20 protein-coding genes and 1 riboswitch are annotated in these 19,687 nt (G+C 73.5%); of the genes, 13 read left to right on the top strand and 7 right to left on the bottom strand.

Translation table 11 applies throughout. From position 1 onward, the window contains the following. Window positions 1-11 precede the first annotated feature (11 nt). Entirely contained in the window at window positions 12-992 is a 981-nt protein-coding gene (locus ACF9IK_RS15645; protein WP_395294816.1) for a hypothetical protein, read from the top strand. Window positions 993-1,063: 71 nt separating this feature from the next. Here the strand turns inward: ACF9IK_RS15645 and nagA are convergent, their stop codons facing one another. Then, window positions 1,064-2,239: an N-acetylglucosamine-6-phosphate deacetylase gene (gene nagA, locus ACF9IK_RS15640; RefSeq protein WP_395294815.1), complete on the bottom strand. Its 1,176-nt coding sequence runs from the start codon at window positions 2,237-2,239 to the stop codon at window positions 1,064-1,066. Further along, window positions 2,236-3,183, bottom strand: a complete 948-nt coding sequence (locus ACF9IK_RS15635) for an ROK family protein (RefSeq protein ID WP_395294814.1) — start codon at window positions 3,181-3,183, stop codon at window positions 2,236-2,238. The genes nagA and ACF9IK_RS15635 overlap by 4 nt, the downstream gene beginning before the upstream one ends. A gap of 313 nt (window positions 3,184-3,496) precedes the next feature. Here ACF9IK_RS15635 and ACF9IK_RS15630 point away from each other — a divergent pair, with 313 nt between their 5' ends. Then, complete coding sequence (locus ACF9IK_RS15630) at window positions 3,497-4,771, top strand: extracellular solute-binding protein (protein ID WP_395294813.1); 1,275 nt, start codon at window positions 3,497-3,499, stop codon at window positions 4,769-4,771. A gap of 126 nt (window positions 4,772-4,897) precedes the next feature. On the opposite strand, the gene ACF9IK_RS15625 is transcribed toward ACF9IK_RS15630, so the two are convergent. Next, a complete protein-coding gene (locus ACF9IK_RS15625; RefSeq protein WP_395298591.1) occupies window positions 4,898-5,242 on the bottom strand; it encodes a cupin domain-containing protein in 345 nt (114 codons plus the stop codon). Window positions 5,243-5,353: 111 nt separating this feature from the next. Between ACF9IK_RS15625 and ACF9IK_RS15620 the strand changes: the two genes are divergently transcribed. Together ACF9IK_RS15620 and otsB are read left to right on the top strand one after the other, a co-directional pair. Further along, complete coding sequence (locus ACF9IK_RS15620; protein ID WP_395294812.1) at window positions 5,354-5,590, top strand: DUF3263 domain-containing protein; 237 nt, start codon at window positions 5,354-5,356, stop codon at window positions 5,588-5,590. Window positions 5,591-5,628: 38 nt separating this feature from the next. After that, window positions 5,629-6,471: a trehalose-phosphatase gene (gene otsB, locus ACF9IK_RS15615; RefSeq protein WP_395294811.1), complete on the top strand. Its 843-nt coding sequence runs from the start codon at window positions 5,629-5,631 to the stop codon at window positions 6,469-6,471. 35 nt (window positions 6,472-6,506) lie between these two features. On the opposite strand, the gene ACF9IK_RS15610 is transcribed toward otsB, so the two are convergent. Further along, on the bottom strand, window positions 6,507-7,982 hold the full coding sequence (locus tag ACF9IK_RS15610) for an alpha,alpha-trehalose-phosphate synthase (UDP-forming) (RefSeq protein ID WP_395294810.1): 1,476 nt from the start codon (window positions 7,980-7,982) through the stop codon (window positions 6,507-6,509). A gap of 38 nt (window positions 7,983-8,020) precedes the next feature. Continuing rightward, the gene (locus tag ACF9IK_RS15605; RefSeq protein WP_395294809.1) at window positions 8,021-9,061 is read right to left on the bottom strand and encodes a glucosyl-3-phosphoglycerate synthase; all 1,041 of its coding nucleotides are present in this window, start codon (window positions 9,059-9,061) and stop codon (window positions 8,021-8,023) included. Window positions 9,062-9,224: 163 nt separating this feature from the next. After that, window positions 9,225-9,359, top strand: a riboswitch (SAM riboswitch). 17 nt (window positions 9,360-9,376) lie between these two features. On the opposite strand from ACF9IK_RS15605, the gene thrC reads away from it, so the two are divergent. From thrC to ACF9IK_RS15580, 5 genes are all read left to right on the top strand, one after another. After that, the gene (gene thrC / locus ACF9IK_RS15600) at window positions 9,377-10,660 is read left to right on the top strand and encodes a threonine synthase (protein WP_395294808.1); all 1,284 of its coding nucleotides are present in this window, start codon (window positions 9,377-9,379) and stop codon (window positions 10,658-10,660) included. A 27-nt stretch (window positions 10,661-10,687) separates the two neighbouring features. Further along, on the top strand, window positions 10,688-10,966 hold the full coding sequence (locus ACF9IK_RS15595; protein ID WP_395294807.1) for a MoaD/ThiS family protein: 279 nt from the start codon (window positions 10,688-10,690) through the stop codon (window positions 10,964-10,966). A 559-nt stretch (window positions 10,967-11,525) separates the two neighbouring features. Then, window positions 11,526-11,729 carry a cold-shock protein gene (locus ACF9IK_RS15590; RefSeq protein WP_030289665.1) on the top strand — a complete coding sequence of 68 codons (204 nt, stop codon included), beginning with the start codon at window positions 11,526-11,528 and terminating at the stop codon, window positions 11,727-11,729. 304 nt (window positions 11,730-12,033) lie between these two features. Further along, window positions 12,034-13,656 (top strand): chaperonin GroEL, encoded by a 1,623-nt coding sequence (groL, locus tag ACF9IK_RS15585; RefSeq protein ID WP_270144962.1) that lies wholly within the window; start codon window positions 12,034-12,036, stop codon window positions 13,654-13,656. An 88-nt stretch (window positions 13,657-13,744) separates the two neighbouring features. Beyond that, window positions 13,745-14,104 (top strand): hypothetical protein, encoded by a 360-nt coding sequence (locus ACF9IK_RS15580; protein WP_395294806.1) that lies wholly within the window; start codon window positions 13,745-13,747, stop codon window positions 14,102-14,104. Between the two features lie 80 nt (window positions 14,105-14,184). On the opposite strand, the gene ACF9IK_RS15575 is transcribed toward ACF9IK_RS15580, so the two are convergent. Beyond that, window positions 14,185-14,817, bottom strand: a complete 633-nt coding sequence (locus ACF9IK_RS15575) for an HD domain-containing protein (RefSeq protein ID WP_395294805.1) — start codon at window positions 14,815-14,817, stop codon at window positions 14,185-14,187. A gap of 82 nt (window positions 14,818-14,899) precedes the next feature. On the opposite strand from ACF9IK_RS15575, the gene ACF9IK_RS15570 reads away from it, so the two are divergent. The 3 genes from ACF9IK_RS15570 to ACF9IK_RS15560 all read left to right on the top strand — a co-directional run bounded on the left by ACF9IK_RS15570 (window position 14,900) and on the right by ACF9IK_RS15560 (window position 16,983). After that, window positions 14,900-15,253, top strand: a complete 354-nt coding sequence (locus tag ACF9IK_RS15570) for a PadR family transcriptional regulator (protein ID WP_395294804.1) — start codon at window positions 14,900-14,902, stop codon at window positions 15,251-15,253. After that, window positions 15,250-16,194 (top strand): hypothetical protein, encoded by a 945-nt coding sequence (locus ACF9IK_RS15565; RefSeq protein ID WP_395294803.1) that lies wholly within the window; start codon window positions 15,250-15,252, stop codon window positions 16,192-16,194. Before ACF9IK_RS15570 ends, ACF9IK_RS15565 begins: the two co-directional genes overlap by 4 nt. Window positions 16,195-16,296: 102 nt before the next feature. After that, window positions 16,297-16,983: a copper homeostasis protein CutC gene (locus ACF9IK_RS15560; protein ID WP_395294802.1), complete on the top strand. Its 687-nt coding sequence runs from the start codon at window positions 16,297-16,299 to the stop codon at window positions 16,981-16,983. Between the two features lie 110 nt (window positions 16,984-17,093). Here ACF9IK_RS15560 and ACF9IK_RS15555 read toward each other — a convergent pair whose 3' ends face one another. Then, window positions 17,094-19,100 carry a HelD family protein gene (locus tag ACF9IK_RS15555; RefSeq protein WP_395298590.1) on the bottom strand — a complete coding sequence of 669 codons (2,007 nt, stop codon included), beginning with the start codon at window positions 19,098-19,100 and terminating at the stop codon, window positions 17,094-17,096. A gap of 376 nt (window positions 19,101-19,476) precedes the next feature. Between ACF9IK_RS15555 and ACF9IK_RS15550 the strand changes: the two genes are divergently transcribed. Then, complete coding sequence (locus ACF9IK_RS15550; protein ID WP_395294801.1) at window positions 19,477-19,671, top strand: hypothetical protein; 195 nt, start codon at window positions 19,477-19,479, stop codon at window positions 19,669-19,671. The last annotated feature ends 16 nt before the right edge of the window (window positions 19,672-19,687 follow it).

The raw sequence follows: 19,687 nt of genomic DNA, 5'->3' as shown, positions 1-19,687 counted from the left end.
CGATGGGGGAGTTGACCACCGTGACGACCGCCGGCAGCAACGGAGTGCCCGAGGGCCCGGAGGGCGGTGCCCCGCAGGACGACGACCCCTTCGGCTACCTCTACCGTCCGGCCGGCGGCGGCGCCGCGCAGTCGGCCGAGCCGCAGCAGGGCGTGCCCCGCACGCCGTACAGCCGCCCGATGGAGGTCGGCCGGGCGCAGTACGGGCAGCACCCCTACCCGCAGCAACGCCAGCAGCCGTACCCGCCGCCGCAGCAACAGGGCCACCCGCAGGGCCGCCCCTACCCGCCGCAGGCCGAGTTCGGCGGTGCGCCCGCCCAGCAGGCCCGGTACGCCGAGCACTCCCGGCCGCAGCCGGGGGAGGAACGGCCGAGCAGCGGCCGGAGCAAGGGCGCGGTGATCGGCGCGGTGGCGGTGGTCGCGGCCATCGCGATCGGCGCGGGCATCGCGCTGTCCTCCGGGGACCCGGACGGTGGCGAGAAGAGCGCCAAGAGCGCCACCCAGACCGCCGCGCCGCCGGCCCCGAGCGGCACGACCGGTGCCACCCCGCCCGCCTCCGGCTCCGCCTCGCCGTCGGCGAGCGCCTCCGGGGCGTCCGCCCTGGGGGCGGTCGACGCGGCGCAGCTGCAGGGCCAGAACGCGCCCGCCGGGAACACCGTCAAGGGCGCCAAGTCGGCGGACGGCGGCTACCTGACGCTCCAGCCGGGCGGCTCGGTCAGCTGGACCGGCGAGGTGGCCGCGGCCGGCACCTACAAGTTCACCGTGCACTTCAACAACCCGGGCGGCGACGTCAAGGCCGCGGCGAGCGTGAACGGCAAGGACTGGCCGAGCGGGCTGTCCTTCCGCAACTACTCGCCGGGCAAGGAGCCCGCCTCGTCCTGGTACACGACGTACATAACGCCGGCGCTGCAGGCGGGGTCGAACACCATCACGATCACCGGACCGGCGGGCGGGACGATCCTGATCGACCAGGTGGTGCTGGAGGCGGCCTGATCCGCCCCGCACCCGGCGACGGCCGCCCGGTCCCCGCGAGAGGGGACCGGGCGGCCGTCGCCGTCGGTGCGTCAGGCCGCCGCCACCCGGGCGAACGCCTCGCCGCCGACGACCCACTCGCCGCGGCGCATCACGGCCACCAGGTCGTAGCCCGCCGAGTCGACCACGACCAGGTCGGCCTGCTTGCCGGGCTCCAGCGAGCCGACCCGGTCGGCGAGGCCGAGCAGCCGCGCCGGGGTGGCGCAGAGCGACTCGACGGCCTGGCCGAGCGTCAGCCCGTTGACGGTGACCGACCGCTTGAAGGCCACGTCCAGGGTGAGCGTGGAGCCCGCGATCGCGCTGCCGTCGACGAGCATCGCGACGCCGTCCTTGACCTCGACCTGGAGCGGGCCGAGCGGGTAGAGCCCGTCGCCCATCCCCGCCGCCCCCATCGCGTCCGTGATCAGCGCGACCCTCTCCGCCCCCGCCGTCCCGTACGCCAGATCGAGCACCGACGGATGCAGATGCACCCCGTCGTTGATCAGCTCCACCGTGACCCGCTCGTCCTCCAGCAGCGCCACGATCGGCCCGGGCGCCCGGTGCGCGATCGCCGGCATCGCGTTGAACAGGTGCGTCGCCACCGTCGCCCCCGCCTCCACCGCCTCCAGCGTCCGCCCGTAGTCCGCATCGGTGTGCCCCACCGCGGCCACCACCCCCAGCTCCGCCAGCATCCGCACCGACTCCAGCCCACCCGGCAGCTCCGGCGCCAGCGTCACCATCCGCGCCCGCCCCCGCGCCGCGTCCACCAGCTTGCGCACCAGAGCCGGATCCGGATCCCGCAACAGATCCGGACGGTGCGCACCGCACCGGTTGTGCGAGATGAACGGCCCCTCGAAGTGGATCCCGGCCAGCACGCCGTCCTCCACCAGCTCCGACAGCACCGCCGCCTGCCGCGCCACCTCGTCGATCTCCCCGGTCACCGTCGAGGCCATCGTCGTCGTCGTACCGTGCTCCAGGTGCGTGCGCGCCACCCGCAGCGCCTCCTCCGCGATCCCCGACGCGTACGACGCACCACCACCACCGTGCACGTGCAGGTCCACGAACCCCGGCACCACCGTGAACCCCGACAGGTCCAGGTCCCCCGGCGCCACCGGGCCGCCGACACCGGCCACCACCGCGCCCTCCACCACCAGACGGCCGCCCTCGACCACCCCGGACGGCAGGACCAACCGGGCGCCGGACAGTGCAGTACGGTCCGCGACAGTCACGCGGCCACCTCCATCGAGAGCAGGTCCCAGGCGAGCAGTCCGGCGCCCAGGGACGCGGCGGTGTCTTTGAGCATGGCGGGTACCACCTCGGGGGGCATCTGGAAGGTCAGCCGCTCGGTGACGGCCGCGCGCAGGGGGGTGAAGAGGGTGTCGCCGGCCTCGGCGAGGCCGCCGCCGACGATCACGGTGGACGGGTCGAGCAGGCTCTGGGCGAGCACGATCCCGTCCGCGAGGGCGTCCACCGCGTGCTGCCAGACCGCGGCCGCGCGGGCGTCCCCGGCGTCCACCGCGACGGCGCAGGATGCCGCGTCGGCGTCGGGGTCCCCGCTGGCCCCGGCCCAGGCGCGGGAGACGGCGGAGGCGGACGCGAGGGTCTCCAGGCAGCCGCGGGCGCCGCAGCCGCACGGCGGTCCGCCCGGGCGGACCACGACGTGGCCGATCTCGCCGCCGTAGCCGTGGGCGCCGGCCTCGATCCGGCCGTCGATGCCGATGGCGCCGGCGATGCCGGTGCCGAGGGCGATGAACAGGAAGCGGTCGACACCGCGCCCGGCCCCGAGCCGGCCCTCGGCCAGGCCGCCCGAGCGGACGTCGTGGCCGAGGGCGACCGGCATCGCGGCGCCGCCCGGCCCGGCCAGGCGCGCGCCCAGCAGCTCGCGCAGCGGGAGGTCCCGCCAGCCGAGATTGGCCGAGAAGACCGCGATGCCGTTCTCCTCGTCGATCGTCCCCGGGACGGCGACCCCCGCCGCCAGCGGCGCGACGCCGAAACGGCTGCGGCCCTCGTCCGCCAGATCGGCGGCGAAGTCGAGGATGGCGGTGACGACGGCTTCCGTGCCGTGCTCCCGCCCGGTCGGTCGGCGTGCTTCGAACAGCACGGAGCCGTCCTGGGCGAGCAGCGCGGCCTTCATGCCGGTGCCGCCTACATCGAGTGCGATGACGTGCTTCACGGAGGACAGTTTCCCTTGGCCAGGTCGGAGAGGTCTAGTCCAGTTGTCGGATTGGTCTGGTCCAGCTGGAGTGAGCTTTGTCGCAGATCCATGTGGTGTGCGGCACTTTGTGCGCGCCCCGCCCGGTCGGGTTCGCCCCGGTTCGGAGCCGAGTCGTTGCGCATCGCGCAACGACTCCCGCACTTCGATAACTACCCGTCGGGCATCACCTGGAGGTCTGGACCACTGTGCCGGAGTTTTGGCAGGGTGGCGGCCTCCCCGCCGGATCCCCCTCCGTCCGGCCGGTTTCCTCCCCCCGAAGGCGGTATCCGCGTTGAACAGGCGTGCCCAGGCTCCCACCCGGCTGCTCGGCACCGCGCTGGCCGGAGCGCTGCTGCTCACCGGCTGCGGCGGCCAGGGTGATCGGACGGTCACCCTCAAACTGGTGGCGGCCGATTACGGCGAGGACGCGGCCACCAGCTCGAAGCTCTACTGGGAGGACGTGGCCCGCCGCTTCGAGACCGCCAACCCGGGCATCCGGGTCGACGTCGAGGTGGTCGGCTGGACCGACATCGGCAAGCGGGTCGCCGACCTGGTGGGCAGCGGCAAGTCGCCCGACCTGGTGCAGACCGGCGGCTTCGCCGACCAGGCCGCCGCGGACCGGCTCTACCCCGCCGCCGACGTGCTCTCGCTGGACACCCAGGCCAACATGCTGGAGTCGTTCAGCCACGCCGGGCAGGTACTCGGCACGCAGTACGGCATCCCGTTCGTCTCCTCATCGCGGGTGCTCTTCTACAACAAGGCGGTCTTCCAGAAGGCCGGCATCAGCCAGCCGCCCGCCACCTGGAACGAGCTGCGGCAGGCCGCCGAGAAGATCCGGGCGAAGGTGCCCGGGGTCGTGCCGTACGGGCTTCCGCTGGGGCCCGAGGAGGCGCCGGCCGAGTCGATGCTGTGGACGCTGAGCGGCGGCGGGAGCCTCTCCGACGACGTCGGCAACTACACCATCGACAGTGCCCAGAACCAGGCCACGTTCGGATGGCTGCGGACCAACCTGGTCGAGACGAAGCTGACGTACCCCGAGCCGGGCAAGATGAACCGCACGCCGGTGTTCACCGACTTCGCGGCCGGCAAGGTGGCGATGCTCAACGGGCACCCGACACTGCTGCGGATGGCCGCCAACGCCAAGGTCGACTTCGGCACGGCGCCGATCCCGCGGAAGGACGGCCTGGCGAAGACCGCGAGCCTCGGCGTGGCGGACTGGATGATGGCGTTCAAGGCGAACGGGCACAAGAACGAGATCCGCAGGTTCCTCTCCTTCGTCTACGCCAAGGAGAACCAGCTCAAGTTCGACGAGGCCTACAACCTGCTGCCGGTCACCCAGGACGCCTTCACCGAGATGACCAGGGGCGGCGGCCGGCACGAGGACCTGAAGCAGTTCGCGGCCGGGCTCGCCAACGCCAGCTTCTACCCGTTCGGGGACCCGGCCTGGGCCGAGGTCAGCAACCGCATCAAGGCGGGGATCGGCGGGGCCGTGACCGGCGACCCCAAGCAGGTGCTGGAGGGACTGCAGGAGGCCGCCGTCAAGGAGGCGGCCCGGGTCCGCAAGTGAGCTGCCGCTCGCCCGCTCGCCTCCGGGCCGCTCCCACGTCGTCGCCTCTCGTCGTTCTCGACACCGGCGCGGCCCTCCGGCCCGGGGCGGCTGGTGGCCGTGCCGTCGCGGGATACGCGGTCGGCGTCAGAGACTGATCGCGTAGGCCTTGCGGAGCGTCTCGTGGATCGTCCAGGTGGTGCGGTCCCCGGCGCGCAGGACGCCGCAGTCACCCGGGCCGACGTGGAGCGTCGGGCCGTCCTCGATCTCGACGGTGGCCCGGCCGCTGAGCACCACGAACATCTCGTCGGCCTCCACGTCGGTGACCACACCCGGGGTGATCTGCCAGATCCCGCGGAGCTGGCGGCCGTCGGCGGACTCGGTGAGCACGCGGCCGGAGACCTCGGGCGTGCCGGAGACGATCTGGGCCGGGTCGAGCGGGTCCGGTTCGAGCTCGGCGGCGGGGATGTGCAGGGCGAAGCTGGGCGTCATGGCGGTCATGGGGTCGACGCTAGCCGGGGACGGCCCCGGCCGCGGGGCGCAGAGTGTGTCGGGTCCGCGGGGCAGAATGACACTCCGTAGTGGTGGGAGGAGGTGCGGCTCGTGGACGGCACGGGTGGACTCGGTGAGCGTGACCTGGCGGTACTGGAGCTCGAAGGCCGCCAGTGGCGGACCGCCGGCGCGAAGGAGCGGGCCATCCGGGAGGAGCTGGGCCTCTCCAGCACCCGGTACTACCAGCTGCTGAACGCGCTGCTGGACCGGCCGGAGGCGCTGGCGCACGCTCCGGTCCTGGTGAACCGGCTGCGCCGGATCCGGGACGCCCGCCGGGCCGCCCGGTAGCGCGAGTCCGGGTGCGGTCGCGCGGGTAGGGTCCGGGCATGGGCCTTGAGCAGAGTGTGCTGCCGACCACCGATGCCGGGCGTGCGGGCCTGGCGGAGATCCTCCGGGCGCCGCGGGACGCGGTGGTCGCACTGGACTTCGACGGGACGCTGGCGCCGATCGTGGCCGACCCCGCGTCCGCACGGGCGCACCCGGACGCGGCCCGGGCGCTGGCAGCCCTGGCGCCGCGGGTCGGGTCGATCGTGGTGGTGACCGGCCGGCCGGCCGCCCTGGCGGTGGAGTACGGCGGCCTGGACGCGCTCACCGGTGTGGTGGTGCTCGGCCACTACGGCGCCGAGCGCTGGGAGGAGGGGGAGCTGACCGCACCGCCGGTGCACCCCGGGGTCGCGCGGGCACGGGCCGGGCTGGCCGGGGTGCTGGCGGAGTCCCGAGCGCCGGCCGGGACGTGGGTGGAGGACAAAGGGCGGTCGCTGGCGGTGCACACGCGGCGCACGGAGGCGCCCGAGGAGGCGCTGGCGCTGCTGCGTGCGCCGGTCGGGGCGCTGGCCGAGGCCCACGGACTGGTGGTGGAGCCGGGCCGGCTGGTGCTGGAGCTGCGTCCGCCGGGCGTCGACAAGGGCGCCGCGCTGACCGGCTACCTGCGCGAGCGCGGAGCGCGTTCGGTGCTGTACGCGGGGGACGACCTGGGCGACCTGGCGGCCTTCGACGCGGTGGAGCGGCTGCGCGGCGAAGGCTTGGCGGGGTTGCTGGTCTGCAGCGGAACGGTGGGCGACGCGCCGGTGAAGGAGCTCGCCGACCGGGCCGACGTCGTGGTGGCGGGCCCGGCCGGCGTGGTGGAGCTGCTGACGGCGCTCGGTGCGGCGCTCGGCGCGGAGGGCTGAACCGCGCGCCGACCCGGGCCGACCCGCGCCGACGGTCAGCGCAGCGCGTCCAACTGGTCGAGGAACCACTGCTGGGGAGGCAGCGCGGTGGCTGCGGCGGCGAGCCGCTTGGTGCGGTCGGCGCGCTCGTCCGCGGCCATGGTGAGCCCGGCGTGCAGCGCGTCGGAGGTGGCGATCACGTCGTAGGGGTTGACGCTCAGCGCGTCCTCGCCGAGCTCGGCGTGGGCGCCGGCCTCGCGGGAGAGGACGAGCGCGCAGCCCCGGTCGGAGACCACCGGGACCTCTTTGGCGACCAGGTTCATGCCGTCGCGGATCGGGTTGACCAGGGCGACGTCGGCCAGCCGATAGGCGGCGAGCGAGCGCGGGAAGTCGTCGTCGACGTGCAGGATCAGGGGCTGCCAGGAGTCCGTGCCGAACTCGGTGTTGATCTCCGCGGCCAGCTCCCGGACCCGCGCGGTGTAGTCGCGGTACTCGGCGAGGTCGGTTCGCGAGGGGTAGGCGAAGGCGATGTGGACGACGCGGTCCTGCCACTCCGGGCGGGTGCGGAGCAGGTGCCGGTACGCCTGGAAGCCGCGGACGATGTTCTTGCTCAGCTCGGTGCGGTCGACCCGGACGACGGCGCGGCGGTCGCCGACGGCCTCGCGCAGCGCGGCGAGCCGTTCCTCGACGTCCGGGCGGTGGGCGCGCTCGCGCAGGAAGTCGGCGTCCGCCCCGAGCCCGTGGACGCCGAGGCGGGTGGTGCGGCCCGCGTGGGTGACGGTGAGGGCCTCCCGGTCGACCTCGGCGCCGAGCACCGCGGCGCAGCACTCGGCGAAGGCGAGTGCCCAGCGGCGGGTGAGGAAGCCGGCCCGGTCGGCGCCGAGGATGCCGGTCAGGACGGCCTCGGCGACGTCGTCGGGCAGCAGCCGGAAGTACTCGGGCGGGGCCCACGGGGTGTGCGAGAAGTGGCCGATCCTCAGGTCCGGCCGGGCGGCGCGGAGCAGGGCGGGGGCCAGCGAGAGGTGGTAGTCCTGCACCAGGACGGCCGCTCCGGGGGCGGCCTCGGCGGCCAGCGCCTCGGCGAACGCGGCGTTGTAGGCGGTGTAGGCCTGCCACTCGGTGCGGAAGCCGGCGTCGAAGGCGGGGGCCGTGGGGGTGGCGTAGAGCAGGTGGTGGACGAACCAGAGGGTCGAGTTGGCCACGCCGTTGTAGGCGCGGGCGAAGGTCTCCGGGTCTATGTCCAGCATCCGGACGGCCTGCCCGCCGACGTCGTGGCCGGCCCGGTCGAGGCGGCCGTCCGGGGCCGCTCGGGCGGCCCGGCGGTCCGCGTCGCCGAGGGCCGCACAGACCCAGACGGCGTCGGGGTCGCCGATCGCGGAGAGCCCGGAGACCAGGCCCCCGCCGCCCCGGCGGAGGTCCAGCGTGCCGTCCTCCGCGGTGCTGAACGACACCGGTCCCCGGTTGGATGCCACCAGGACCGGGGCCGTGCCGGTGCCGGTCGAATTCGAACGCTCGGTCGTGAGATCGCCCATGATGGGTAGGTTGCCGGGGGCCCGGGGCCGCAAACCCCTCAGCACGGCAGGTGGCGGCCCGCGTACTCGGGGACGGTGTGCATCGGGGGCCGCTCCAGGGCCGTGACCGGGTGGGTGTGCGCGGTGAACTCCCTGGTCTCCGGATCGCGGGTGAACTGGGTGAGCAGCGGGTGCACCAGATCGGCGGAGGCCTTGAGCCGGTGCGTCCGGTCGAGCCGTTCGAGTGCCGTGCGGTAGATGGTGGCGGCCATCCGGCCGAGGGCCTGGCCGTCCTGGTGGCGGTGGTGGCGCACCCCGACGTCCACCTGGGCCAGCGCGTCCAGGCCGACGGTCTCCAGCGCGTCGACCAGCAGGCCCAGCTCGACGCCGTAGCCGGTGGGGAAGGGCAGGCGTTCGAGCAGCGAGCGGCGGGCCGCGTACTCGCCGCCGAGCGGCTGGACGAAACCGGCGAGTTCCGGCCAGTGCAGGTTCAGCAGGGGGCGGGCGACCAGCTCCGTGACCCGGCCGCCGCCGGACGGGACCACGGCGGTGTCCCCCGCGGCGGAGTCGCTCGGCGTCACCTCGAGCGGCCGGTCGTACATGGCCTTGACCAGCTGGACGCCGGGGTCGGTGAGCAGCGGCCCGACGATGCCGGAGACGAAGGCCGGGTCGAACTCGCGCAGGTCGGCGTCGATGAAGCAGACGATCTCGCCGCGGGTGACCAGCAGCGAGCGCCAGAGCACCTCGCCCTTGCCGGGGGCGGCGGGGACCCGGGGGAGGATCTCGTCCCGGTGGACCACCCGGGCGCCCGCGGCGGCGGCCGCGGCGGCGGTGCCGTCGGCGGATCCGGAGTCGACCACGACGAGCTCGTCGACCAGCGGCAGGCGCTCCATCAGGTCCCGGCGGACCGTCCGGACGATGTCGCCGACCGTGGCCTCCTCGTCCAGTGCGGGCAGGACGACGCTGACGCTGCCCGCGCGGCCGGCGGCCCGCTTGGCCTCCAGCAGGGTGTGCACCGGACGGTCGGCCGCGCTCCACGAGCGGCGGCGCAGCCAGGACGCCGCCTGCGGGACGAGCTCGGGTGTCGGGTCGGCGGGCACGGGTCTCTCCTCGGCGTGATCGGGTGGAGCGGTCGGGTGGAACGGGCCATCTCGCGTGGCGGACGGTCCCGTTCAAGCCTCACGCCTTCGGATACAGTCTTCGTACAGCGGCCGGACCTTCGCACGCCGGGGTCGCCGCTGAGCAGGACCGACAACTTCACAGAGCTCATCCAGAGGGACTGAGGGAACGGCCCGTTGACGTCCCGGCAACCTTCTCGCGCGGCTGTCGTCACAGGCCCCGGCGGGACAGGTGCCAATTCCGGCCTGTGGCGCAACCGCGCCGCGGGGAAGATGAGGAGAGAGGCCTCCGCCACCATGGCTATCGACACAGCCGCACCCGTCAGCACCGTTGACCTCGGCCCCGCCGCCGCGCTGTCCTGTCGCGAGTGCGGCACCCGCTTCCCGCTGGGCCCCAGCTTCGCCTGCCTGGAGTGCTTCGGGCCGCTGGAGATCGCGTACGACTTCGGGAGCGAGGGCGCCGAGGCGCTGCGGAAGCGGATCGAGTCCGGCCCGGCCTCGATCTGGCGCTACGCCCCGTTGCTGCCGGTGCCGGCCGACGTCGCCGCCAAGCCGAACCTGAACCCGGGCTGGACCCCGCTGGTCAAGGCGGACAACCTGGGCCGCGAGCTCGGCTTCACCGCGCAGCTGCACATCAAGGACGACTCCGGCAACCCGACCCACTCGTTCAAGGACCGCGTGGTCGCCTGCGCGATCGAGGCGGCGCGGGCGTTCGGCTTCACCACGCTCTCCTGCTCGTCGACCGGCAACCTGGCCGGCGCGGTGGGCGCCGCGGCCGCCCGGGCCGGCTTCAAGTCCTGCGTGTTCATCCCGCACGACCTGGAGCAGGGCAAGGTCGTCATGGCCGGTGTGTACGGCGGCGAGCTGGTCGGCATCGAGGGCAACTACGACGACGTGAACCGCTTCTGCTCGGAGCTGATCGGCGACCCGGCCGGCGAGGGCTGGGGCTTCGTCAACGTCAACCTGCGCCCGTACTACGGCGAGGGTTCCAAGACCCTGGCGTACGAGATCTGCGAGCAGCTGGGCTGGCGCCTGCCGGAGCAGATCGTCGTCCCGATCGCCTCCGGCTCCCAGCTGACGAAGATCGACAAGGGGTTGCGGGAGCTGGTCGCGCTCGGCCTGGTCGAGGACCGGCCGTACAAGATCTTCGGCGCCCAGGCCGAGGGCTGTTCGCCGGTGTCGGCGGCGTTCAAGGCCGGCCACGACGTGATCCGCCCGGTCAAGCCGGACACCATCGCCAAGTCGCTGGCGATCGGCAACCCGGCCGACGGTCCGTACGTGCTGGACATCGCCCGGCGCACCGGCGGTGCGGTCGAGGACGTGACGGACGCCGAGGTGGTGGCCGCGATCAAGCTGCTGGCCCGCACCGAGGGCGTCTTCGCCGAGACCGCCGGCGGCGTCACCGTCGGCGTGCTGAAGAAGCTGGTCGAGACCGGACAGCTGGACCCGGCCAAGGAGACCGTCGCGATCAACACCGGCGACGGCCTGAAGACGCTGGACGCCGTCTCCGACGCCGGGATGACCGCCGTCATCCGCCCGACGCTGGCCTCGTTCCGCGACGCCGGCCTCGCCTCCGCCTGACCCACCCCCAGCTAGGAGAAGCCCCCCATGAGCGCCAACGTCCGCATCCCGACCATCCTGCGCACCTACACCGGCGGCGCCGCCGAGGTCAGCGCCGAGGGCACCACCCTGGGCGACGTCATCGCCGACCTCGACCGGAACCACGCCGGGATCGCCGCGCGCATCCTGGACGACACCGGCAGGCTGCGCCGTTTCGTCAACGTCTACGTCAACGACGACGACGTGCGTTTCGCGGAGGGCCTGGCCACCGAGATCAAGGACGGCGCGAGCGTCTCGATCATTCCGGCGGTGGCCGGCGGCTGCTGAGCCGTCCGACCGCCGAGCCGGCCGCCCCGGGACGGAATTCCGACCCGGGGCGGCCGGCCGTATTTTGGCGGGAATATTTACGGTCCCAGTCGGAGTAGAGTGTGGCTCGACCGGGAACGGGGCTCCCCTTCCCCTCGTACCGGTGGTCGAATCCGTCCGCGCCCGCACCGCCGTTCCCCGTCCGGCCGCTGAGACCGGTGGCCGCTCCGCGGCCGTGAAACATGTCAGGCCGATGTCAGAATTCTTGAGGGGATTTGTGTAATTCGTCCGCTATGTCCGGCGCGAATTGCGGCGTTCCTCCCGATTCCGTCGGATCTGCCCCTTGGCGGGCCCGGTGAATTCACGGCGATTGGCTCTGTTGCAGAGGGCGTCGGTCCGGATACATTCAGCCGCGGTCGACGCAATCGCCCGTGAACCGGACGCCGTCCGGTGCTCTCGGCGGGGATTGCGGCGTGCGCGGCTGTGCCCAGGGGGGGTTCCCCGGGCCGGCCTCAACCAGACCCGCACCCGCAGACCCGCGGGCGCGTGAAGGGCCAGCACAGCACTAGGGGAGTTCGGAATGGCTCAGGGCACCGTCAAGTGGTTCAACGCGGAGAAGGGTTACGGCTTCATCGCGGTCGACGGTGGTGCGGACGTCTTCGTCCACTACAGCGCGATCCAGATGGACGGCTACCGCACCCTTGAGGAGGGCCAGCGGGTCGAGTTCGAGATCTCTCAGGGGCAGAAGGGCCCGCAGGCGGACATGGTCCGCGCGGCGGTCTGACCTTTCCGACACCCAGGAGTTCGGCTCGGCCCATCGGCTGGTGCACCTCTTGCTTCGCGGCGCGAGGGGCGGCGCGGGCCCGGCGCGGGGGTGCAGCGCGGCTCGCGGGTTGGCGATTGGGCTTGCACTCGCCTACCGGGAGTGCTAATCATTGGCGTTAGCACTCACAGCGTGAGAGTGACAGCGGACCGGGTCGGTGAGGCCCCCGGGAGCGGTAGGGGAAAGGACCCCCGCACACCAGGGCCGTCCGTCGCGGGCACCCCTTGGTCCGAGCAGTCGACCGTGTCCCGGAGGACCACTTCTGATGGCCAAGATCATCGCCTTTGATGAGGAAGCTCGCCGCGGCCTTGAGCGTGGCATGAACCAGCTCGCCGACGCAGTGAAGGTCACGCTCGGCCCCAAGGGTCGCAACGTCGTGCTGGAGAAGAAGTGGGGCGCCCCCACGATCACCAACGACGGTGTCTCCATCGCCAAGGAGATCGAGCTCGAGGACCCCTACGAGAAGATCGGCGCGGAGCTCGTCAAGGAGGTCGCCAAGAAGACCGACGACGTCGCGGGTGACGGCACCACCACCGCCACCGTCCTGGCCCAGGCGCTCGTCCGCGAGGGTCTGCGCAACGTCGCCGCCGGCGCCAACCCGATGGCCCTGAAGCGCGGCATCGAGAAGGCCGTCGCCGCCGTCTCCGACCAGCTGCTGGCCCAGGCCAAGGACGTGGAGACCAAGGAGCAGATCGCCTCCACCGCCTCCATCTCCGCCGCCGACACCCAGATCGGCGAGCTCATCGCCGAGGCCATGGACAAGGTCGGCAAGGAAGGCGTCATCACCGTCGAGGAGAGCAACACCTTCGGTCTGGAGCTGGAGCTCACCGAGGGCATGCGCTTCGACAAGGGCTACATCTCGGCCTACTTCGCCACCGACCTGGAGCGGATGGAGGCGACCTTCGAGGACCCGTACATCCTCATCGCCAACTCCAAGATCGGCTCGGTCAAGGACCTGCTCCCGCTGCTGGAGAAGGTCATGCAGAGCGGCAAGCCGCTCGTCATCATCGCCGAGGACGTCGAGGGCGAGGCCCTGTCGACCCTGGTCGTGAACAAGATCCGCGGCACCTTCAAGTCCGTCGCGGTCAAGGCCCCGGGCTTCGGCGACCGCCGCAAGGCCATGCTCGGCGACATCGCCATCCTCACCGGTGGCACCGTGATCTCCGAGGAGGTCGGCCTCAAGCTGGAGAACGCCGGCATCGACCTGCTGGGCACCGCCCGCAAGGTGGTCATCACCAAGGACGAGACCACCATCGTCGACGGTGGCGGCGACAGCGAGCAGGTCGCGGGCCGCGTGAACCAGATCCGCGCCGAGATCGAGAACAGCGACTCGGACTACGACCGCGAGAAGCTCCAGGAGCGCCTCGCCAAGCTGGCCGGCGGCGTGGCCGTCATCAAGGCCGGCGCGGCCACCGAGGTGGAGCTCAAGGAGCGCAAGCACCGCATCGAGGACGCCGTCCGCAACGCCAAGGCCGCCGTCGAGGAGGGCATCGTCGCCGGTGGTGGCGTCGCCCTGCTGCAGGCCGGTGTCGCCTTCGACAAGCTGGAGCTCGACGGCGACGAGGCCACCGGTGCCAACATCGTCAAGGTCGCGCTGGAGGCCCCGATCAAGCAGATCGCGACCAACGCCGGCCTTGAGGGCGGCGTCGTGGTGGAGAAGGTGCGCAACCTCCCCGCCGGTCACGGCCTGAACGCCGCCACCAACGAGTACGTCGACCTGGTCGCCGAGGGCATCATCGACCCGGCCAAGGTCACCCGCTCCGCGCTGCAGAACGCCGCCTCCATCGCGGCGCTCTTCCTCACCACCGAGGCCGTCATCGCCGACAAGCCGGAGAAGGCCGCTGCGGCCGCCGGCGGCGGCATGCCGGGCGGTGACATGGACTTCTGATCCCTCGTCGGATCGGTCAAGTCTTCGATCGCACGGGCGGTTCCCCTCGGGGAGCCGCCCGTGCGGCGTTCTCTGGGAGAATGGACGGATGGCTTCCGCAGATGACATCGAGACCGCGCTGCACAGTGCGCGGGCACTGATCCTGGCCGACCTGACCGCCCGGGACGTGACGGACGCCGCCGTGGTGTCGCTGGTCGAGAAGGCGGTGACCCACCGGCGCTGGTGGCTGGAGCAGTGGCCGGACGGCACCGAGTACGTGCTCGGACTGGTCGCCCAGGACGTCCAGGACGCGCTGCTGGAGGCGTACGGCCGCTGGCCGCTCTGCACCGCGTGCGCGGCGGACGGGGACCCGCACGCGCTCAGCGTGGAGCCCGAGCTGGGGTCGGACCCGCACTGGGTCTGCGGCAAGGAGGGCGCGGTGGTCGCGCCCGTCGGGCAGCTCGCCTGACGACGCCTGCCCGGGCCCGTCCGCGTGAGGCCGGTGGGCCCGGGCCCGTCCGCGTGAGGTGCTGGGCCGGAAGAGCAGGCCTAACCGTTCAGCGCGCCGAGCTCGGTGGCGAGGTTGGCCCGGGCCCGGGCGTCGAACCGCTCGTGGGCGGCGGATGTGCGGTACAGCGCGGGGAGCGCCAGCAGCTGCCGCAGGACCGCGGCCCGGCCGGCCCGGAAGTCCGGCTCGGGGACGAATCCGTACTCCGCCCGCACGGCCGCCGCGTAGCCGGCGTACGCCTCCGGGGTGCCGCCGAGGACGGCGAGGTCCGCATCGCAGAGCACCTCCCCGTCGCGGTCGCCCGGCTCGGGCCGGTGGGTGACGGTGAGTCGGACCAGCCGGACCACCTCGGCCACCCGCTCCGCCGGCAGGCCCGCCTCGGCGAGGGCCCGGGCGGCGAGGGCGGCGCTGCGCTCCTCGTTCTCGGAGCGGTCCGGCCGGTAGACGGCGTCGTGGAACCAGGCGGCCAGCCGGACGGTGTCCGGATCCGCGGCGTGCGCGGCCAGCGCGTCCACGTGGTCGAGCACCGCCCGCAGGTGGTCGGTGGTGTGGTAGCGCCGCTGCGGCTCGGCCCAGCGCCGCAGCAGCTCGCGGCCGTAGGGCTCGGGGTCGACGCTCGCGCCGCAACGGCGGAGCAGTCCGGTCCAGTCGGCGAGCAGGTCTCGGTCGGGCATGGAGGCCATTCTGCTGGGTGCGGGCGGTTGATCCGGCGATTCCCCTGGACTGTATATGTCGGCGACCGGTATATATAGTCCCATGACAGAACGAGCCATGCAGGAGCCGACGCTGCTCCTGCTCACTGCGCTGGCCGATGCGCCCAGGCACGGCTACGCGCTCATCCAGGAGGTCGCCGCGATCTCCGACGGCCGGGTCAGGATGCGCACCGGCACGCTCTACGGGGCCCTGGACCGGCTGCTCCAGCAGGGTCTGATCGAGGTCGCCGCCGAGGAGGTCGTCGACGGCCGGGCCCGCCGCACCTACGCGCTCACCGGTGGCGGGCGCGAGGTGCTGGCCGCCGAGGCCGAGCGGCTGCGCGCCGTCGCCGAGGAGGCGCAGCGCCGGCTCTCCCTTTCCGTTGTCCGTCCGAGGGTCAGGGGGGCCTTCGCATGACCGATTTCACCCTGAGGGCCGCCCTGCGGCTCTACCCGGCCCGGTACCGCCGGGAGCGGGCCGACGAGATCGCCGCCGTCTTCGCCGACACCACGGCGGACGCCGGTCGGCTTGCCACCGCGCGGGAAGCCCTCGACCTGGCGGCGTACGGCCTGCGCATCCGGACCGGGTTGACGTCCACCGCACCGGGCGGGCGGCTGGCGGCGCTGACGGCGCCGCTCGCGGCCGGCGCGGCGGCCGGGGCGGCCGCCGCCTTCCAGCTCATCGAATACACGTGGCTCCACCTCGAACTCCCCGCCGCGGCCGGGGACGTGCCGTTCTGCCTGGTCGTGGCGGCGATGCTCGTGCTGCCGGTGCTCGGGGCGGTGGCCGCCCTGTTCGCGCGGTGGTCGGTCGCGCGGATGCTGGCCGGTGGAACGGTGCTCGCGGCACTGGCGCACCTGGCGCTGCTGGCAGTGGTCACGGCGCCGTGGGGCGGGCTCTGGGTGGCCATGTACGCCTTCCAGTTCGACGGCGCGTTCCTGCTCTGGGGCCTGGTGCTGCTCGCCGCGCCCAAGGACGCCCTGCCGTCGCCGGCCTGGCGGGAGCGGTGCCTGGTGCTGCTGTCGGCGGCTGCCGCCCCGGTGGCGGTCTTCTCGCTCGACGCCTACGCCTCCTGGAGCACGATCGACCCGCTGTGGCGGGGTCTGATGGTCGGTGTGCCGCTGTTCATGGCGCTGGCCGTGCTGCGCCGCTGGTACGCGGTCGCGGTGCCCGGGCTGGCGCTGCTGCCCTGGACGTTCAGCGCCAACCTCCATGCGCTCTGGCAGCAGTCGGGCGGGATCACCAGGCTGTTGCCGATGGCCGCGCTGGTGGTGGCCGCGATGGTCGGGCTGCTCATGCTGCGCCGGCCGACCGGCGGGGCGGCTCCGGGTGACGGGGGCCGTCGGCTCGTGGCGTGAACCCGGCGGCGTGAACCCGGCGGCGTGAACCCGGCGGCGTGAACCCGGCGGACCGGCGGGGTGGGTGTCGCCGAGGGCTTCGGGGTGTGGCAGTCTACCGATATGTCTAGACCAATTTTCGAAGTCATCGCGCTGACGCCCCAGGACGCCCAGGCCGCCGAGTCGGGCGGCGCCGACCGGCTCGAACTGGTCACGGACATGGCCGCCGACGGGCTCACCCCGTCCGTCGAGGACTTCGTCGGGATCCGCGCCGCGGTGGAGCTCCCGCTCCGCGTCATGCTCCGTCTTCGGGACGGCTTCACCCCGGGCGACCTGGACGGGCTCTGCGCCCGCGCCGACGCCCTGCGGGCCGAGGGCGCCGACGAGTTCGTCTTCGGCTTCCTCGCCCCCGACGGCGGTGTCGACCTGGCCGCTACGGCGGCCGTCGCCGAGGCGGTGGCCGGCTGCCGCTGGACCTTTCACCGGGCGCTCGACCACAGCGCCGACCGAGCCGCCGTCCGCGCCACCGTCGGCGCACTGCCCGGTCTCGACACCTTCCTCACCTCCGGCGCGGCCGGCGGGGTGGACGCGGGCCGGGACGTCCTGCTGGCCGAGCTGGCGCGGGCCGGCGAGCCCGGCTACGGCCAGCGCATCCTGATCGGCGGCGGGCTGCGGGCCGAGCACGTGCCGGGTCTGCGGGCGGTCGGCTTCGACGCCTTCCACGTCGGCGGCGCGGTGCGCTCCGACGGGTGGCGGTCGCCGGTGGACGCCGGCAGGGTCGCCGAGTGGCGGTCGCTGATCGATGGCTGAGCGTGGGAGCGCCGACGGCTGAGCGATCGGTGGCCGGCGGCCCGGCGGGAAGGGGACCGGCGGGTGCCGGTCCCCTTCCCGCGTCCGGCGTCGGAACCGCGCGTCCGGCGTCAGGCCAGCTGTGCGGGCAGCGGCTCGGCGTGCAGCACCGCGAGCCCGGAGACCGCACGGGTGAGCGCCACGTACAGCCGGCGCAGTCCGGTCCGCTCGTCCGGCTCGCCGGCGACCACCGCGGCCGGCTCGTCCAGCACCACGTAGTCGTACTCCAGACCCTTGGCGAGCGAGGCCGGGACGAGCGTCAGCCGGGCCTCGGCGCTGGTCTCGGTGCCGGGGGCGAGGTACGGCAGGCCGGCCTCGGCCAGCGCCCCGGCCAGCACCGGGATGCGGGCGTCGGCGGCGATCAGGCCGGTCGAGCCCTCGCGCTCCAGGGCCCGGTGGCAGGCCTCGACCACCGCCTTCTCCAGCCCGTCGTCCGGGACCGCGGTCACGGTCAGCGAGCCGGGGGCCTCGCGGACCGAGCTCGCCGGGGCGAGACCGGGGGCGATCGCCGGCAGCAGGCGGGAGGCGTAGGCGATGACCTCCTCCGGGACGCGGAAGCCCTTGGTCAGCTCCTCGATGTGGGCGGCGGGCTTGCCCAGGTGGTGCAGGGCGTCCGGCCAACTCGCCGTCGCCCACGGGGTGGTGCCCTGGGCGAGGTCGCCGAGGACGGTCGCCGAGCCGGTGGTGCAGCGCCGGCCGACCGCGCGGTACTGCATGGGGGAGAGGTCCTGTGCCTCGTCCAGCACCACGTGGCCGAGCGAGGGCGTGCGCTGCACCAGGTCGGTCGCCTCGTCGACGAGGACGGCATCCGCCTGGGTCCAGCGGGCGGTCCTCACCGAGCGGCCGGGCCTGGGCCAGAGCACCACGGCCTGCTCCTCGGGGGTGAGGACGCCCTCCGCGCACGCGGCCAGGAACTCCGGGTCGGAGAGCAGCCGCAGCACCAGCTTGGCCGGCTCGACCAGCGGCCAGCACTCCTTGACCACCGCCTTGACCGCGGCGTTGCGGGCCACCGCGTCCTGCACCCGGTCGTCCGGGGCCTCGCCGCCCTGCTCCATCTTCAGCAGCACGGCGTGCGCGATCCGCTGCGGCAGGGCGTCCCGGGCCGCCCCGTAGCGGATCTCCCGCCCCTGCAGCTCCTCGATGATCCCGACCAGTTCGTAGGCCGGGACGCGCCAGCGCCGGGAGCCGCGGATCACCACGCAGGGCTCGGTGGGCAGCCGGATGCCGGACCGGACCGCCCGGCGCAGCACCTCGGCCATCCGGGCGTCGCCCTTCAGCCGGGCCGCCTCGGCGGTGTCCTCGCCCCTCACCTCGACGTGCGCGACCAGCTGCTGCACGGTGGCCTGGGCCACGTCCAGCTCGCCGAGGGCGGGCAGCACCTGCTCGATGTACGAGAGGAAGGCGTTGTTCGGGCCGACCACCAGCGTGCCGGTGCGCGCCAGCCGCTCGCGGTGCGCGTACAGCAGGTACGCCACGCGGTGCAGGCCGACGGCGGTCTTCCCGGTGCCGGGGGCGCCCTGGACGCAGACCGTGCCGCCGATGTCGGCGCGGACGATCTCGTCCTGTTCGGGCTGGATGGTGGCGACGATGTCGCGCATCGGGCCGACGCGGGGCTTCTCGATCTCGGCGGCGAGCAGCGCGGAGGCGGTGTCCGACTCCGCCGGGTCGGTGAGGTGCTCGTCCTCGTAGGCGGTGAGTTCGCCGCCGGTGTAGCCGAAGCGGCGGCGGCGCTCGACGTCCATCGGCTCGGTGCGGCTGGCCCGGTAGAACGGCTGGGAGACCGGTGCGCGCCAGTCGATCACCATCGGGTCGCCGTCGGCGTCGTGGACGTGCCGGCGGCCGATGTAGAAGCTCTCGCCGCCGCAGCCCTCGGACAGGCCCTCCCCGCCCGCCCTCGGCGAGGAGGGGCCCGGCTCGCTGATCGCGTGCAGGTAGTCGAGGCGGCCGAAGAACAGCGGGGTGTGCGAGAGGTCGGCCAGGGCGGCGATCCGGGCCTCGATCTGGTTCTGCAGGACGAGGGTGGTGACCCAGGTGCCGGTCACGTCGCGGATGTCGAGCGACTGCACGTCCTCGCGCATGCTGCGCAGCGCGGCCCGGGAGGCGGCGAGGTGGTCGCGCTCGCGCTGGAGGGGGTCGGTGGTCGGGGTGGCGGGCACGGCGAACCTTCCCGGCTGCGCCGGAAGCGGGCGCAGCGGATCGTTGGAGCTCACGGTGGGAACAGCCGGCCGGTTGCCGTGCGGTCGGCGCCTCCCCCGGCTGCCTGCGCGACTCAGCAGGTACCACGGTTCGGGAGGGGGCAGGCGAACGATCTTAGACCGGCGCGCCTCGGGGTTCCAGCCCGTTCCGGCCCCGTGGGGCCTCAGGGGCGCCGTACACCCGGAGGACGACCTGCGTCCTGCCGGATACGGCCTTTGGGGTGATGTGCCCGGCGCGTCCGGAACCTACCGTTGAAGCATGAGCACCGTACACGTCACGGCGCCGAGAGTGCCGAACCGGAAGTCCACCCCCGACAGCCCCGCCGGCGCCACGGCGGCGGCCGTCCCCGGCCGGCGCCACAGCCCGCTGAAGACCGCCGTCCGCAACCTCGGCATCGCCCTCGACACCGCCGCGCGCGTGGTGCTCCTCGGGCGCGACGGTGTCGGGCAGTAAGGCAGGTGCAATCAAA

Source organism: Kitasatospora hibisci, assembly GCF_043950205.1.
Taxonomy (GTDB): Bacteria; Actinomycetota; Actinomycetes; order Streptomycetales; family Streptomycetaceae; genus Kitasatospora; species Kitasatospora hibisci.
This window is presented reverse-complemented; position numbering and strand designations above follow the sequence as displayed.